At 64.0% G+C, this 15,732-nt stretch carries 14 protein-coding genes and 1 pseudogene; 8 read left to right on the top strand and 7 right to left on the bottom strand.

The window, feature by feature from the left end; genetic code table 11:
- Window positions 1–32 precede the first annotated feature (32 nt).
- Window positions 33–419 carry a hypothetical protein gene (locus tag EC86_RS0114340; RefSeq protein ID WP_232229892.1) on the bottom strand — a complete coding sequence of 129 codons (387 nt, stop codon included), beginning with the start codon at window positions 417–419 and terminating at the stop codon, window positions 33–35.
- A gap of 262 nt (window positions 420–681) precedes the next feature.
- Window positions 682–2,811, bottom strand: a complete 2,130-nt coding sequence (locus tag EC86_RS0114335; RefSeq protein ID WP_029526379.1) for an ATP-dependent helicase — start codon at window positions 2,809–2,811, stop codon at window positions 682–684.
- Between the two features lie 153 nt (window positions 2,812–2,964).
- On the opposite strand from EC86_RS0114335, the gene EC86_RS0114330 reads away from it, so the two are divergent.
- Window positions 2,965–3,936 carry an AEC family transporter gene (locus EC86_RS0114330; RefSeq protein WP_029526378.1) on the top strand — a complete coding sequence of 324 codons (972 nt, stop codon included), beginning with the start codon at window positions 2,965–2,967 and terminating at the stop codon, window positions 3,934–3,936.
- 18 nt (window positions 3,937–3,954) lie between these two features.
- On the opposite strand, the gene EC86_RS0114325 is transcribed toward EC86_RS0114330, so the two are convergent.
- Complete coding sequence (locus EC86_RS0114325) at window positions 3,955–4,851, bottom strand: LysR family transcriptional regulator (protein WP_029526377.1); 897 nt, start codon at window positions 4,849–4,851, stop codon at window positions 3,955–3,957.
- 154 nt (window positions 4,852–5,005) lie between these two features.
- Here EC86_RS0114325 and EC86_RS0114320 point away from each other — a divergent pair, with 154 nt between their 5' ends.
- The 3 genes from EC86_RS0114320 to EC86_RS0114310 all read left to right on the top strand — a co-directional run bounded on the left by EC86_RS0114320 (window position 5,006) and on the right by EC86_RS0114310 (window position 7,824).
- Window positions 5,006–5,779, top strand: a complete 774-nt coding sequence (locus tag EC86_RS0114320) for an SDR family oxidoreductase (RefSeq protein WP_029526376.1) — start codon at window positions 5,006–5,008, stop codon at window positions 5,777–5,779.
- A gap of 48 nt (window positions 5,780–5,827) precedes the next feature.
- Complete coding sequence (locus tag EC86_RS0114315) at window positions 5,828–6,577, top strand: SDR family oxidoreductase (protein ID WP_029526375.1); 750 nt, start codon at window positions 5,828–5,830, stop codon at window positions 6,575–6,577.
- Between the two features lie 161 nt (window positions 6,578–6,738).
- Window positions 6,739–7,824, top strand: coding sequence for an aldo/keto reductase (locus EC86_RS0114310; RefSeq protein ID WP_029526374.1), 1,086 nt, complete (start codon window positions 6,739–6,741; stop codon window positions 7,822–7,824).
- A gap of 210 nt (window positions 7,825–8,034) precedes the next feature.
- Here the strand turns inward: EC86_RS0114310 and EC86_RS0114305 are convergent, their stop codons facing one another.
- The 3 genes from EC86_RS0114305 to EC86_RS0114295 form a co-directional block, all read right to left on the bottom strand.
- Window positions 8,035–9,042 carry an AAA family ATPase gene (locus EC86_RS0114305; protein ID WP_029526373.1) on the bottom strand — a complete coding sequence of 336 codons (1,008 nt, stop codon included), beginning with the start codon at window positions 9,040–9,042 and terminating at the stop codon, window positions 8,035–8,037.
- A 125-nt stretch (window positions 9,043–9,167) separates the two neighbouring features.
- The gene (locus EC86_RS0114300) at window positions 9,168–10,172 is read right to left on the bottom strand and encodes a metal-dependent hydrolase (RefSeq protein WP_029526372.1); all 1,005 of its coding nucleotides are present in this window, start codon (window positions 10,170–10,172) and stop codon (window positions 9,168–9,170) included.
- A gap of 71 nt (window positions 10,173–10,243) precedes the next feature.
- On the bottom strand, window positions 10,244–10,906 hold the full coding sequence (locus EC86_RS0114295; protein WP_456299397.1) for a dioxygenase family protein: 663 nt from the start codon (window positions 10,904–10,906) through the stop codon (window positions 10,244–10,246).
- 237 nt (window positions 10,907–11,143) lie between these two features.
- Here EC86_RS0114295 and EC86_RS0114290 point away from each other — a divergent pair, with 237 nt between their 5' ends.
- From EC86_RS0114290 to EC86_RS30550, 3 genes and pseudogenes are all read left to right on the top strand, one after another.
- Window positions 11,144–13,474 (top strand): PAS domain-containing sensor histidine kinase, encoded by a 2,331-nt coding sequence (locus EC86_RS0114290; RefSeq protein WP_232229891.1) that lies wholly within the window; start codon window positions 11,144–11,146, stop codon window positions 13,472–13,474.
- Window positions 13,475–13,646: 172 nt separating this feature from the next.
- Window positions 13,647–13,844 (top strand): annotated as a pseudogene (locus tag EC86_RS30555) (hypothetical protein); the annotation flags it as partial.
- Entirely contained in the window at window positions 13,751–14,053 is a 303-nt protein-coding gene (locus EC86_RS30550; protein WP_408633921.1) for a tetratricopeptide repeat protein, read from the top strand. The pseudogene EC86_RS30555 and the gene EC86_RS30550, both read left to right, overlap by 94 nt.
- Here the strand turns inward: EC86_RS30550 and EC86_RS0114280 are convergent.
- Window positions 14,029–15,045, bottom strand: coding sequence for a MerR family transcriptional regulator (locus tag EC86_RS0114280; RefSeq protein WP_232229890.1), 1,017 nt, complete (start codon window positions 15,043–15,045; stop codon window positions 14,029–14,031). The two genes, EC86_RS30550 and EC86_RS0114280, sit on opposite strands and share 25 nt — an antisense overlap.
- A gap of 168 nt (window positions 15,046–15,213) precedes the next feature.
- Here EC86_RS0114280 and EC86_RS0114275 point away from each other — a divergent pair, with 168 nt between their 5' ends.
- Entirely contained in the window at window positions 15,214–15,723 is a 510-nt protein-coding gene (locus EC86_RS0114275; RefSeq protein ID WP_029526366.1) for an RrF2 family transcriptional regulator, read from the top strand.
- Window positions 15,724–15,732 lie beyond the last annotated feature (9 nt).

Below are 15,732 nucleotides of genomic sequence, written 5' to 3'. Positions count from 1 at the left end.
GGCGGCCTTGGACAAGCGAGCGAGTCCTGCGGTCAGGGGAGTTTGGTCAGGGTGAAGGGAATGCCGGGTGCATCGGGTGCGGCGCTGCGGCTGGTGTCATTCCACTGGCCCTGGTACACGGTGCCGCACGAACCGGCCTTCATTTCGCCGTTCCAGGTGCCGGTGATGCTGACATTGTCAGAGGATTCGTCGAGCAGCAGGATGCCTTCGTCCAGGTCGCCGGCCAGTGCCGCCATGGCGGAATGGCCGGCGATGGCGGGCGCGCCAGCCGCGCTGCCCAGCGACCGGCTGACCGTGCCCGCCAGGCTTTCCGAGAATTCGGCATGGCGCTTGAGCAGCAAGGTCGCTCGCTCGGGCAGTCCGGGCGGTGGATTGGTAAAGCGAACAGCCCAGCGGCCGTGCAACTGGTCTGCTTTCATGCTGTGCGCCGGCGGGCATGCGGGTTCAGGCTTGTTTTGGGCATTTGCGCAGGCTGCAAGAGCGCTGAATGCTACTAAAAAAATAGCGAGTCGGAAGATGTTGGAATGCATGGATCGGTCAAGGCGCTGGTCGCGGCGCAAGGCGGTTCTGTCGAAAAAGAAGACTCCCCGGTGGCTGCCCGGCCATCAATGCCGGGCCGGCAATGGTATCTGAAACCTGATTCTTGCGGTTAGCCACGGGCTGGAGGCCCAAAACCCTGGCTTACCGGCCGTCGTAAGCCGCTTTGGCCGCGGCCGCCGCGACCAAGCCATCGGCGGCCTTTTTGGCGAATTCGGCGCGCAGGGCCTTGAGCTTTTCGCGCGGGTCTTCCTTGATGGTCGCCTTGTCCAGCGCCATTTCGGCGATGAAGCGGCTGGGCACGCCGGCGATGAAGTCGCGGCCTTTCTTGCGCTTGCGCAGCCAGTTCACGGCCAGCGTGCGCTGGGCTCTAGTGATGCCGACGTACATCAGCCGGCGCTCTTCCTGCAGGCGCAGCGCGATGCTGTCGGTGTTCACTCCGTCGTCATCGTCCAGCTTGAAGGGCAGCAGCCCCTCATTCACGCCGGCCAGCACCACATGCGGCCATTCCAGGCCTTTGGACGCATGCAGGGTCGAGAGCGTCACGACGTTCTGGTCGCCTTCGCGCTCGCTGATGGTCGAAAGCAGGGCGATCGTCTGCACCACTTCGAGCATGGTCTTGGTCGGTTTTTCAACCGTCGCGCCCGACGCGTCGTCAATCTGGCCGCCGCAGCGCTGCGATATCCAGTCGCAAAAATCCATCACATTGCTCCAGCGCGCGGCCGCGACCTTTTCGCTGTCCTCGCCGTCGTAGAGGTGCTTTTCGTAGTCGATTTCCTTGAGCCAGTCGGTCAGGAAAACGCGCGCGTCCTCCGCGCCCACGGTGCGCTTGGCGCGGTATTCGAGGTCGTTGAGGTAGCGGCCGAATTCCTGCAGCGAGCCGACCGCCTTGGCCGGCAGCACCGAGGCCAGCGAGTTGCTGAACAGCGACTCGAACAGGCTGAGCTTGTAGGTGTCTCCAAACGTGCCCAGCGCCGCCAGCGTGGTATGGCCGATGCCGCGCTTGGGCGTTGTCACCGAGCGGATGAAGGCCTGGTTGTTGTCGTTGTTGACCAGCAGCACCATCCAGCTGCACAGGTCCTTGATTTCGGCGCGGTCGAAAAAACTCTGCCCGCCCGACACCTTGTACGGGATGTTGGCCTTGCGAAAGGCTTTTTCGAACGGCTTGGCCATGTGGTTGGCCCGGTACAGCACGCAAAAATCCTTCCACTCCCGGTATTGGCTGCCTTCGGGCTGCAGGCTGCCTTCGGCGCGCAGGCTCTGGATGCGGGCCACCACGCGCTCTGCCTCGTGCTCCTCGCTGTCGCAATCGACCACCCGCACCGGCTCGCCTTCGCCGAGTTCGCTGAACAGCGTCTTGGGGAACAGCTTGGGGTTCGGGCCGATGACGTTGTTGGCGGCGCGCAAAATCGCGCTGGTCGAGCGGTAGTTCTGCTCCAGCTTGACCACCTTGAGCGTCGGGAAGTCCTGCGGCAGCTTTTTCAGGTTGTCCAGCGTCGCGCCGCGCCAGCCGTAGATCGACTGGTCGTCGTCGCCGACCGCCGTGAAGCGGCCGCGTTCGCCGACCAATAATTTCAGCACCTCGTACTGCGTGGCGTTGGTGTCCTGGTATTCATCGACCAGCACATGGCCGAGCGCGGCCTGCCACTTGGCGCGCACCGCTTCATGCTCGTTCAGCAGCTTGAGCGGCAGGCCGATCAAATCGTCGAAATCGACGCTCTGGTAGGCCGCCAGGCGTTCTTCATAGTGGCCCATCACCCGCGCCACCAGCCGTTCCTCGTCGCCGCTGGCCTGCGCTTCGGCCTGGGCGGCGTTCAGCCCCTGGCTTTTCCAGGCGCTGATGGTCCACTGCCACTGGCGCGCCGTGGCCACGTCGGTGCTGCCGCCCGCGTCTTTCAGGATGCTGGTCACGTCGTCGCTGTCCAGGATGGAAAACTGCGGCTTCAGGCCCAGCACCGCGCCGTCCTGGCGCAGCATGCGCACCCCGAGCGCATGGAAGGTGCAGATCAGCACGCCCTTGGCCTGCTTGCCGATCAGGCTCTTGGCGCGCTCGCGCATCTCGGCGGCGGCCTTGTTGGTGAAGGTGATGGCGGCGATCTGCTCGGGCCGCATGCCCATCTGGATCAGCCGGCCGATCTTGTGCGTGATGACCCGCGTCTTGCCCGAACCTGCGCCGGCCAGCACCAGGCACGGGCCGTGCAGGTAGTTGACGGCTTCCTGCTGGGCAAGATTGAGGCCGTGGGCGATGGGCGATGCGGGAGAAGGTGAAGACATGCGGACGGGGAGTCTGAGGGGTGCCAATAGGCGTACCGGAATAAAGGCCGGGAAAGGCCGGCGAACCAGGCCGGCGAACAAGAGGGAGGCCGGAAGCAGCGGTCATCATAGCCAGTCGCCTGAAGGCCGACCCGGCCGGAGACAATACGCGCTGTGCTCAACATCCTCGCCGTCACCTTTCCCTTCTTTGCGCTGGTTCTTTGCGGCTATGTCGCCGCCCGCCGGGCGCTGCTACCGCAGGCGGCGATTCCAGGCCTCAACACCTTTGTGCTGTATTTCGCGCTGCCCTGCATGCTTTACCGTTTTGGCGCCAGCACGCCGATTGCGCAGCTGCTCGACGGCAGCCTGATTGCCGTGTACCTGCTGTGCGCCTTGCTGATCGTCGCCTTCACCGTGGCCGTGACGCTGCGCCGCGACCAAGGCGCCAGCGAGGGCGCGGGCTGGAACAATGCCGCGTTCGGCGCGCTGGTGGCCGCCTTTCCCAACACCGGCTTCATGGGCGTGCCGCTGCTGGTGGCGCTGCTCGGCGCGCAGGCGGCCGGGCCGGCGATTGTGACCATCGTCATCGACATGCTGGTCACCTCGTCGCTGTGCATTGCCCTGTCGCGGCTGGATGGCGCCGATGAACACGGCGCGGCCAGGGCGGGGCGGCTGGCGCTCAAGAGCGTGGTGGCCAATCCGCTGCCGTGGTCGATTGCCCTGGGTGCGCTGGCCTCTGGCATGGAGTTTGCGCTGCCCAAGCCGATCATGGGAACGCTCAGCCTGCTGGCCGACGCCGCCTCGCCGGTCGCGCTGTTCACCATTGGCGCGGTGCTGGCTCGCTCACAAATGAATAGCGCCTCACGCACGCCAGTAGGGCGCTATATGCCCATAGCGCTTATAAAATTGATTGTTCACCCGGTGCTTGTGGGCGGCCTGGGGCTGGGCGCCATCGCGCTGGGCCTGCCGCTGGACCGCTTCACCCTGACCGTGCTGGTACTGGTAGCCGCCTTGCCCAGCGCCAGCAATGTGGCCCTGCTGGCCGAGCGCTTTGGCGCCGACAGCGGGCGGATTGCGCGAATCATCCTGCTGTCCACGGTGCTGGCGTTTTTCAGCTTTTCGGCTGCGGTGGCCTGGCTGGTCTGACGGCGTGCGACGTTCCGGTCATGGGGGCGCGGCCTGGAAAGCCTCGACCAGAAAGTCCACCATGACCCGGACCTTGGTGCTCAGGTGGCGGCGCGTCGGGTAGATGGCCAGCACGTCGATATCAGGCATCCGGTAGCCCGGCAGCAGCGGCACCAGCCGGCCGGCCTTCAGGTCCTGGCCAATCAGAAAACCCGGTTGCCAGATGATTCCCTGGCCGGCGATGGCCGCTGCCCTGACCGTGTCGCCGTTGTTGGTGTGCATCACGCAGCTGACCTTCACCGCATGGTCCCGGCCATGCCCGTCAATGAAATGCCATTCATCGGCGGTGGCCGCATAGGTGTAGCCGATGCAGCGGTGGGCCAGCAGGTCGGCCGGTGTCCGGGGCTGCCCATACGCCTCAAGATAGGCTGGCGAGGCGCAGACGATGTTTTGCGAGGTCGCCAGCTTGCGCGCCGCATGGGTGGCAGGCCCGGCGCGCGAGATCCGAATTGCCAGGTCGTAGCCTTCCTCGACGATATCGACCACCCGGTCGCTCAGTGCAACATCAAGCTCGATGTCAGGGTAGCGTTGCATGAAGCGAGGCCACAGCGGCGCCAGATGCAGCACGCCGAAGCTGAGCGGCGCATTGATCCGCAAGCGCCCACGCGGCTGCAGGGAGGCGGATGACGCCAGCGCCTCCGCCTCGGCCACCTCAGCCAAAATGGTCTTGCTGCGCTCGTACAGCGCTTCGCCGCTTTCGGTCATCGACAGCTTGCGTGAACTGCGGTTCAGCAAACGCGTGCCCAGATACGCTTCCAGCTCGTTCACATAGCGCGTGACATTGGCCGGCGAGGTCTCCAGCGCGTCGGCCGCACGCGTGAAGCTGCCCCGGCTCACCACCGCTGAAAACACCTCGAAAGCGCGCAGTCGGTCGATCATCTCGTTATATCGTTCATAAAAGCTGAATTATTAAAACAGCTTTTAGCCATTTCACAAATAAAGAATGAATCGTAAATTGGATTCATCGGCTGGCGCAGAAGCTGACCGAGCCCAGGCCTTCCCGGCAAATTCAACTAATCAGGACATCATCATGAACCCAAGCTCAAGACTCCATAACAAGGTTGCCATCGTGACCGGCGCCAGTTCCGGCATCGGCCGCGCCACCGCCAAGCTTTTTGCCGCAGAAGGCGCCCGGCTGGTGGTCGCCGCTCGCCGCCAGGCGGAACTGGACAGCCTAGTGGCCGAGATTGAAGCCGCAGGCGGCGTTGCGGTGGCGCTGGCCGGCGATGTGCAGTCGGAAGCCTTTGCGCAAGCGCTGGTGGAACTGGCCGAGTCAAGGTTTGGCCGGCTGGACATTGCCTTCAACAATGCAGGCACGCTAGGCGAAATGGGCCCGAGCACCGGTATTTCGGCAGACGGCTGGAATGAAGCCCTGAGCACCAACCTGACCAGCGCTTTTTATGGCGCCAAGCACCAGCTCGCGGCCATGCTCAAGACCGGCGCCGGGTCGATTATTTTCACTTCGACCTTTGTCGGCCACACCTTTGCGTTTCCGGGCGTAGCCGCTTACGCTGCCAGCAAGTCTGGACTGATCGGGCTGACGCAGGCCCTGGCTGCGGAATACGGCCCGCAAGGCATCCGGGTCAATGCCATCCTGCCGGGCGCGGTCGATACCGAGATGTACCGCAGCATGAACAGCACCGCCGAAGCCCAGTCATTCGTGACCAACCTGCATGCGCTAAAGCGCCTTGCCACGCCCGAAGAGCTGGCCCGTTCGGTTTTGTACCTGGCTTCGGAGGATTCGTCCTTTGTCACCGGCACGGCCTCGCTGGTCGATGGCGGCGCGTCGATCACCCGGACCTGATCCGATTCATTTTTTCATCACCTTTCATTTCAACCTAAGGAATTCATCATGGCAAACTTCGACAACAAAACCGTACTCGTCACCGGCGGCAACAGCGGCATCGGCTTGGCCACCGCGCTGGCGTTCGCCAAAGGTGGCGCACGGGTGGTCATCACCGGGCGCGACCAGGCCACACTGGACCAGGCCACGGCGCAACTCGGCCCTGACGCCATCGCTCTGCGCAACGATGCGGGTGACGCCACTTCGGCCAAAAAACTGGCTGCGGCGCTGACCGAGCAAGGCATCAGGCTGGACGCCGTGTTCATCAATGCCGGCGTGGCCAAATTCGCGCCGCTGGAAGCAATTGACGAAGCGCTCTGGGACGAGAGCTTCAACGTCAATGTGAAGGGCGCTTACTTCACCATCCAGGCCTTGCTGCCTTTGTTTAACCAGGGCGCGGCCATCATCCTCAATGGCTCGATCAATGCGCATATCGGCATGCCGAATTCCAGCGTGTACGCGGCCAGCAAGGCGGCGTTGATTTCGCTTGCCAAAACCCTGTCGTCCGAGTTGATCGGCCGAGGCATCCGTGTCAATGTCGTCAGTCCGGGTCCGGTGCAAACGCCGCTTTACGGCCGTCTCGGCATGTCCAGCGAGCAACTGGGTGAGTTGGCCGCAGGCATTCAGGCGCAGATCCCGCTGAAACGCTTTGGCACACCCGACGAGGTGGCGAGCGCCGTCGTTTACCTTTCCTCTCGGGATGCGGCTTTTATCGTTGGCACGGAACTAATCGTCGATGGCGGCATGAGCCAGTTGTGACATGGTTTAGTTTCGCAGTGGCATACAGCCAATGAAGGGTTGCAGGACTTGTTCGCCTGCAATTTCTCGGCGCCTGCAGCATCGGCCGGTGGCGTTTATGCTGAAAGGCTGCACCGGGCTTCGCCGCCCGGCCGTCAACCCCTTTCATGGAGTCCATCGACATGCGCTACAACCCCCTCGGCCGTACCGGCCTTTTCGTGTCCGAGCTTTGCCTGGGCACCATGACCTTCGGCGGCAGCGAAGGCATGTGGCGCCAGATTGGCGCGCTGCAGCAGCCTGACGCTGAAAAGCTGATCGGCCAGGCGGTCGATGCCGGCATCAACTTCATCGACACCGCCGATGTCTATTCCGAAGGCCTGTCGGAGCAGATCACCGGCCAGGCGCTGAAAAATTTGAAGATTCCGCGCGAGAACGTGGTGGTGGCGACCAAGGTGTTCGGTGGCATGGGCGAGGGGCCGAATGCGCGCGGCTTGAGCCGCAGCCATATCCTGGACGGCGTGAAGGCCAGCCTCAAGCGCCTGCAGCTCGACCACATCGACCTCTACCAGGTCCACGGCTTCGACGAGGCCACGCCCATCGATGAAACCCTGCGCGCGCTCGACCAGCTGGTGCGCCACGGCCATGTGCGCTACATCGGCGTGTCCAACTGGGCCGCCTGGCAGATTGCCAAGGCGCTGGGCATTTCCGAACGCCTGGGCCTGGCGCGCTTCGAGTCGCTGCAGGCTTACTACAGCGTGGCCGGGCGCGACCTGGAGCGCGAGTTGATCCCGATGCTCAAAAGCGAGAACGTTGGCCTGATGGTCTGGAGCCCATTGGCCGGCGGCTTTTTGAGCGGCAAGTACGGCAGGGACCAGCACGGCCAAACCGAGGAAGGCAGCCGGCGCATCGCCTTCGACTTTCCGCCGGTCAACAAGGAAAAGGCCTGGGGCTGCATCGACGCCATGCGGCCCATCGCCGATGCGCATGGCGTGTCGGTGGCGCGGGTGGCGCTGGCCTGGCTGCTGCACCAGCCGCAGGTCACCAGCGTGATCGTCGGCGCCAAGCGGCCCGAGCAGCTGGCTGACAACATCGCCGCGACAGTGGTGGTGCTGAGCCAGGCCGAACTCCAGCAGATCGGCGACGCCAGCAGCCTGCCTGCCGAATACCCCGGCTGGATGTTGGAGCGGCAGGGCGAGTACCGGCGCAACCAGATGGCCGCAGCGCTTGCCCTGGGGGCGGGCGGCGGGACTAGCGCGCATCTGGTTTAACCGGAAAACAGATTTTTTAGCTTCAAATAGGCTGCTTGCGCATGCGCAGTCTGCGCAAGCAGCTATAAATTCAGTAGCAAAAAGCTGTCAGGCGCCTTGCGTGCCGTGGTTGAAGCGCCGGATGATTTTGCGCCAGGGATTGCGCCGAGCAAAGTGAATGCCCCGACTGGCTCGCGGAAGACAGAGGTGCGCCTGAAAAGCGCGCCCCGGCTACTGCATGAACCCGATCCGCCCCTTGCCGGCCGCGCCGCGCGGCAGGTCATCGACCTGCAATTGGCCCCGGCTGGCCAGCCGCGCATTGCCAAAGGCGGCCATCAGGGCGCGCCGCATTTCACGCGGGACCAAGCAAGACAGCTTGTCCAGCACATCGCCCGGCGGCGCGTCGTCGAAGCGCGAGCCCCAGTCGTGGCCGGCGCGTATCGACTGGTACAGGCGCAGTGCGATGTGCCTGGCCTGCGCGGGCGTGAGCGGCTGGATCTCGAACACATTCATCCGGTTCAGGATCGGCTTTGGAATGGCGCGCTCGTCGTTGGCGGTGGTGATCCACAGCACCTGGCTGGCGTCAATCGGCACTTCGGCGAACTCATCCACGAAGGACGAGGCCGTGTCGTGCTCCAGCAGGCTGTACAGCGAGCCGAGCGGGTCGTACTGCGCGTCGCTGGCGGCCTTGTCGATCTCATCGATCACGATCACCGGGTTGGCGTAGCGGCCATCGACCAGCGACTCGAACACCTTGCCCGGCTTGGCGCCCTTCCACTGCGACGCCGAGCCCGACAGCAGCCAGCCGGCGGTCAGCGAGCCCATCGACACCAGGTTCATGCCGGTGCCGATCAGGTCGGCCACCTGCCGCGCAAAATGCGTCTTGCCGATGCCTGGCTGGCCCAGCAGCAGCATCGGCGTAACCTCCAGGCCGTCGCTGCTGTCGTGGCTCAGGGCGACATGGCGGCGCACGTCGTCGAGCACGTCGGTGAAGTTGGGCAGCGCGTCGTACAGCGGCGCCATCTCGGGAATGCCGCTGGGCTTCATCTGGAAACGCTCCGGGCCGCGCTCCAGCATGCGCTCGTAGGTGGCGCGCAGGCTGTCGTGTTCGCGGGACTCGCTGTGGTGTTGCAGCTTGCCCAGCTTGCGTTCGACATCGGTGATCTGGTAGACGCTGCGCACCTTGGCCACGGGTAGGGTGAAGGTGGGCGCCTGGGGAAGGACTTGAATGGATTCCATCGAGCACTCCTTGTGGTTGAGCCGTCCGAACTTCATTCAAACACATCTTTGCGTTTTTCACCTCAAGGCATTTACAACACTTGGGCCGGCTGGCCAGGAATCGGCGGGCTGCAAGCCCGCGCTTGTCAGTGCAGCGACGGCGCCTGGCCCCACATGCGGCGCCACAGCCAGGGCAGCGCCGTGGCCAGGTCGGGCCGCTGGCTTTGCAGCATCGGGGCCAGCGCCTGCCCGGCCAATGCGGCAGGCGGTCCGAGGTTGAAATGGAAGGTGTAGGCCGGTTCCTGGCCCATGCGCAGGTCCGTCACGAACAGGCGGCCACCGGATTCCGAAAGACGGTAAAAACCGTGGCTGAAGGCCGCGATGCGGGCGACGGACGGCTCGTGGCCGTGCCGGTCCATGAGCGCTGCGCCCCGGTCATGCGCGCTCCAGCGGATGCGCGGGGAGTCGTCCAGCAGCGAATAATGGCCTTCGAGGTACTGCGTGGGCGTGGTCGCCACCAGCCGCCAGAGCAGCGTGTTGAACGGCGCGGGCGTGACCAGCAGCCCGTTGGCGGCAATGCCTTGGGCTTCAAGCGAGGCGCGCGCGACCTGCGTGGCCTGCTGCTGCGCCCCGACGCTCCAGCCCAGGTAGAGCGTGCTCAGCAGCAGGCCGGCCGCGTTCCAGCGCAGGCCGCGCTGGCTTTTCAGGCGCAGCGCTAGCGCCACGCCGACGATCAGCGGCACGGTGTAGAGCGGGTCGATGATGAAGATGCTGCCCACGGCATAAGGATGGTCGCTGAACGGCTGGAGCAACTGCGTGCCATACACCGTCATCGCGTCGAGCAGCGGATGCGTGAAAAGCGCCAGCCACAGCGCCAGCCACCAGCGCCGCAGCAGCGCCGGCTCGCCGTGCAGCCGGCTCACGCCCCACGCCAGCAGCGGCGCCGCCAGCGTCACATAGAGCAGCGAATGGCTTTCGGCGCGGTGGCGCGTCATGTTCAAAATGGCATTGCCATGGTCGATGAAGGCGTCCAGGTCGGGCAGGGTGCCGGCCACGGCGCCCCAGAGCGCGGCCTTCCACACGGCGGTGCGCCGGCCCATCACGGCCACGGTGACGGCCGAGCCGAGCGCGATTTGCGTCAGTGAATCCATGGCGCGCAGCTTAACGCCCGGCGCCCGGCCAGGGCGGCGGCCCGCAAAATGGGCCGGCCAAGGGCAGGGCTTCAGGCCTGCACGATGATGGGAAAGCGCGCCCGCAGGCCGCCCGTGTCCGGCGCGAACGGCACGGTCAGCGCGGCGCGGCCTGGCGCGTTCAGCCGCTGCCAGAGAAAGTCGCGTTCATTGCCCGGATCATCCGCCACGTAAAGCTGGGTGGTCAGCAGTTCGCGGCGCCCCAGACGCACCTTGACATGGATGTGCGGCGTGCGCCCGCTGTACGGCGCTGGCCGCAGCGTGCGAAAGCGGTAGCGTCCGTCGCTGTCCACGGTCACGCGGCCAAAGCCCTGGAAAGCCGGGTCGGCCCGGTCGCCGTCGCCGGGGTGGTGGTAGTGGCCCGCCTGGTCGCACTGCCAGATTTCCACCACCGCGCCCGACACCGGCTTGCCCGCCGTGTCCAGCACGGTGCCCTCCACCCAGGCCGGCTGGCCGCGCGCGTAGCTGGCGTTGCCGTTGCGCAGCAGGTCAAAGTCGCTGTCGGCGGGCAGGGCCACCGGGTAGAACGGCCCTTCGGTCTGGCTGGGCGTCGGCTGGAGCGAACGGGCCTGCGCCCGCACCGGGCTGAAGCCGGCGGGCGCCATCGCGGCGGCCACAACGGCGACGCCAGTGACGAGCAAGGTTCGGCGCTGGCCTGGCGGGCGGGCATCGCGCGTATCGAGGGGGGTGGGCATGACGGTCTCCCTTCGGTGGCCAAAGCCGTAATTTAACCGCCTGCGCCCGGTCTGGCCAGCCCATGGGCTTGCCAGAATCCGGTATTCTTTTGCAGGCATGCGTCGCTCGTGGAAAGGGGCGTGCGCGATGCGCGATGGTCCACAATACCGCATGCCAGGTCCGGTGCAAACCCGCAAGCCATTTGAGCCGTGCTGGCGCATCCGGAAATTCCGCCAGAACGCAACCAAGGAAACCGCGTGAGCATTGCAGGCAGCGAACTGATTCCTCCCTCAAGCACGGTCCGGGAGCCCGCCGGCGGCCAGCATGTGCTGGGCGCTTCACAACCGGGCGATGCAGCGTTTCGCCTGCTGGCTGATGCTTTGCCCCAGATTGTCTGGATGATGCAGCCCGACGGCCTGCAGACTTATTTCAACCAGCGCTGGCTCGACTATTCCGGCGCGTCCCTGCAGGGCAGCCTGGCCGACGGCTGGAGCCCGTTCATCCATCCCGATGACCGCGCGCAGGTGGCCGCGCAATGGGCTCAGGCGCACGCCAGCAACGAAGCCTGCGAGGTGGAATGCCGGCTGCGCCGCGCCGACGGCAGCTACCGCTGGATGCTGGGCCACACGGTCCCGCAGCGCGACGCGGCAGGCCATCTTGTTGGCTGGGTGGGCACGCTGACCGATATTGACGAACTCAAGCAGCGCGCCGAACTGCTGGAAAAAAATCTCTACATGGGCCGGATTGCCGGCAGGGTGGCTCGTTTAGGCGGATGGACGATCGACCTGCCGGAGCGCACGCTGACCTGGTCGGACGAGAACTGCCTGATCCACGATGTCGCGCCAGGCTACACGCCCACGCTGGACGAGGGCATCGGCTACTTTTTCCCCGAGCATCGGCCGCTGGTGATCCGCCATGTGCAAGATTGCGCCGAATACGGCATTCCTTATGAATTCGTGCTGCCCAAGCACACGGCCAGGGGGCGGCGCATCTGGGTGCGTTCCATCGGCGAGGCGGTGCGCGATGCCAGCGGAAAAATTATTCGCATCCAGGGTGCGTTCCAGGACATTTCGGAGCAAAAGGAGGCCGAGGACCGCGCGCTGGCGCTGGAAGCGCAGCTCACCGCCACGCTGGAAAGCATCACCGACGGCTTTTGCCTGATCGACAAGGACTGGAAGTTCACCTTTGTCAACGGCCAGGCCGAGCGCATGCTGCAGCGCCGGCGCGAAGAGGTTCTGGGAAAAACCCTGTGGCAGGAGTTTCCCGAGTCCCTGGGCACGCGCATGGAGCGCGAATGCCGCGTGGCCCTCCAGGAGCAGCGCACGACGCGCTTTGAAGTTTTTTACCCGCCGCTGAACCTGTGCATTCATTTCCATGTCTACCCCACGGCGGGCGGGCTGGCGGTTTACTTTCAGGACATCACCCAGCGGCGCGCGGAACAGGCGCAACTGCGGCTGCTGCAGACGGCGGTGTCGCGCCTGAACGACATCGTCATCATCACCGAAGCGGTAGCCCTGGAACAAGGCGGCCCGCGCATTGTTTTCGTGAACGATGCGTTCGAGCGCCAGACCGGCTACAGCCGCGCCGAAGCGCTGGGCCATACCCCCCAGCTTCTCTGGGGACCGAACACCCAGCGGTCCGAACTGGACCGGATTCGCGCCGCCATGGCGAGGTGGGAGGTGGTGCGCGCGGAAATTGTGATCTATACCAAGGACGGCCGGGAGCGCTGGCTGGAAACCGACATAGCGCCCATCGCCGACAAGTCCGGCAAGTTCACCCATTGGGTGGCGGTCGAGCGCGACATCACCGAGCGCAGGCAGCAGCAGCAGGAAATCCTCAGCCTGAACACCGAACTCGAAGCGCGGGTGCTGCTGCGTACCTTCGAGCTTGAGATGGCGAACCGGGAGCTGGAATCGTTTGCCTATTCGGTGTCGCATGACCTGCGCTCGCCCCTGAGCACCATCCATGCCTTCAGCCAGCTGGTGGTGAAAATCGATGGCGACCAGGTCAGCGAGAAAGGCAGGCATTACCTGGGCCGCATCGGGGTCGGCGTCAAGTACATGGGCGATCTGATCGAAGGCCTGCTGACCCTTTCCCAGGTAACGCGCAAGCAGATCGAGTCAGAGCCTGTCGATCTTTCGCAAATTGCCCGGCGCATCGGAAACGACCACCGGGAGCGCGAGCCAGGGCGCCAGGCAGAGTTTCAGATCCAGGACGGCCTGAGCGCGCAGGGCGACGCCCGCCTGCTGTCGCTCCTCCTTCAAAACCTGCTGGGCAACGCCTGGAAGTTCACGTCCCGCGAGCCGCTGGCGCGCATTGAGGTCGGCAGCGAGCAGGGTTTCGACGGAAACACCGTCTTTTTTGTCAGGGACAACGGCGCGGGATTCGACATGGCTTTCGCCCCCAAGCTGTTTGGTACCTTCGAACGCCTGCATTCACCCGAGGAGTTTTCGGGAACCGGCATCGGGCTGGCCACCGTCAAGCGCATCATTGAACGCCATGGCGGCCGCGTGTGGGCAGAAAGCACGCCCAACGAAGGGGCCGAGTTCTTTTTCACGCTGGGGCGCAGGCGAGAACCGCCCGTGTGAAGCGGCCGTGCGCCGCTACCCCGCATGCATTCGGCCGCCGCGTTTTCCTGCGCTTCGATTCTTCTGCGGCTTGCGCCAGATCATCCCGGGCCGTCCATTTATTCCTATAGTTGAAAGTCATTGGCCGCCTCGGCAAAGCGGTTAACCGTGAAACTCAACAGGAGCGAACACCGTGAAAGGACGCATCGTCCTGTTGTTCAGTCTGGTCTGGCTTCTTGCTGGCGACTGGCGTTCCTGCTGGCGCCCAGACGCAGGACAAGCAGTGGAAAGCCCCCAATGCCCAGGTTCGGAACTTTATCGCCAGGGGCACTACGAGCGCGCGCTGTTGCTGGCCGGGCAGGCGCTGGAATTCGCCGAGAAAAATGCAGGTTCCGACCATCCTTTCGTGACGACCAGCCTGAACAACCTGGCCGCGCTGCACAGCATCCCGGGCGCCTACGAACGGGCGAGCCGCTCTACAGGCGCTCTCTGGAGGTTTCTGAGAGGACCCTTGGAGCGAACCATCCCGACCGGGCCGTGCTGCTGAACAACCTGGCCTTGTTTTACTTTTGGCGTCACGGTTCGATAGACGACGTTTGAACCCGCCCGCCGGGGAGGGCGGTGTCAGCCACCAGCGTGATGTTCTCGTGCCTGGCGACCATTTCCAGCCCGCGTTCAAAAAGCGCGCGGGCAGAGCCTGAAATGGCATGCAGGTAGGCATGCAGATGCGCGTCTTCCTCATTCTTGTTCAGGCACTCCTGGCTGTATTGCTCAAAGCTCGCCAGCTGCGCGATCAGCTCGGCGACATGCCTGGGGCATTCGCACAGCATGTTGGTTGAAATGCCCGCCACGCGCGACAGCGTTTCATCGGAATACTTGCGCGGCGGAATCAGCGACTCGGCGTGAACTCCGCCCAGGCTTTTTGCCGTATCGACCAGCAGCACCGAACTGATCAGGTCCGACAACTCGTAGTCCGAGACCGGCCCGCGCCGAACCAACATGCCGGCCGCCCGCATCCCTTGCACCACTGCTTCCTGCGCAAAGCCGTACACCACCACCGTATGCACCACGCCCTGTTTCAGGACCAGCGCCTGAATTTCGCCGCGAATGCTGTCGTGCAGGGTGTTGACCTTGACCAGCAGTATCTGGGGTTTTTCGTGGAAATCGGCGGCGCATGCCTGCGCCAGGTCTGTAAAACAGTCGGTCACCCGCAGGGTGGCGCCCAGGAACTGGCGTTTGAATTTTTTCGAGCCGATACGGTCCGCGATCCCGGCGCCAATCACCGCCAGCGACGCGGTGCCGGCAGCTTGCCTTGGCGCCGCCGGCGGCCGCGTCAAGGTTTCTTGTGGTCCAAGCATTCCTTCCAGCGCCGCCGCCTGCAGTGGTGCAATCGTGCTGATGGCATGGCCCTGCCGGCTGAGCTGCTTCAGCAGGCTGGCCTTGTGCACATCCTCCTGGCTGTAGAGCCGGTGCTTTCCGGCGGTTTTCGAAGGCGAAAAGGCATGGTGCCTGACTTCCCAGATTCTCAGGGTGGAGACGGGGATGCCCGTCATTTTTGCAAGCGCACCGATGCGAAAAAGCGAATCGGTCACCAGAGGGTCATTTTGAGTAGTTTTTTGCATGGCTATTTGCGTAGATTTCACTGTTTATAACTTAAAAATTCGATTTGTTTCGACTTTTCTTCGTTGAAGTTGTTTTATTTGTATAGATTTGGCGTTAAGCTACGCATCAATATCTACTCAAAAACCTGAAGGCCCATCATGTTGATTCCCAAAAGAACGCGGGTTGCAGTCGAGTCGCTGGTGTATATCGCCGCCAAAGGCGCCCGCCAGCCGATTCCCGCCCGGGAAGTGGCGCAGGCGCTGAGCGTGTCGCTTGCCGGACTGGAAAGCATCTTGCGGGTGTTGCGCGAACACCACCTCGTCTGCTCCTTCAAGGGACCCGGAGGCGGCTACCAGGTGGAAGGCGACCTGAAAAAATTCACCGTCCTGGACGTGGTGAAGTTTTTCGAGGCATCGCCGCCCAAGCCGCTCAGCAGGTCCGCAGGCGACGATTTTGCCGTTGACTTCCACGAGGCCTGCAAAAAGGCCTTCAATTCGGAAAACCTGTATGACCTGGTGAGCGCCGCAGCCTCCAGCGACCTTGCGCTTCCCGTGGCCAGGCCGCGCTTTGCCTTCAGGCCGCTGCCGTCGCCGGTTTTCCCGCGCGGTCCGAACTCGGTGTTCCAGTTGCACTCCTGCGACTTTGTCCTGCGCAAGAGCGCTGCCTGAATTTTCTTT

Origin of the sequence: Polaromonas glacialis (assembly GCF_000709345.1) — a bacterium.
Classification (GTDB): domain Bacteria; phylum Pseudomonadota; class Gammaproteobacteria; order Burkholderiales; family Burkholderiaceae_C; genus Polaromonas; species Polaromonas glacialis.
The sequence above is the reverse complement of the archived record's forward strand: the minus strand, read 5'-3'. Positions and strand labels throughout refer to the sequence as shown.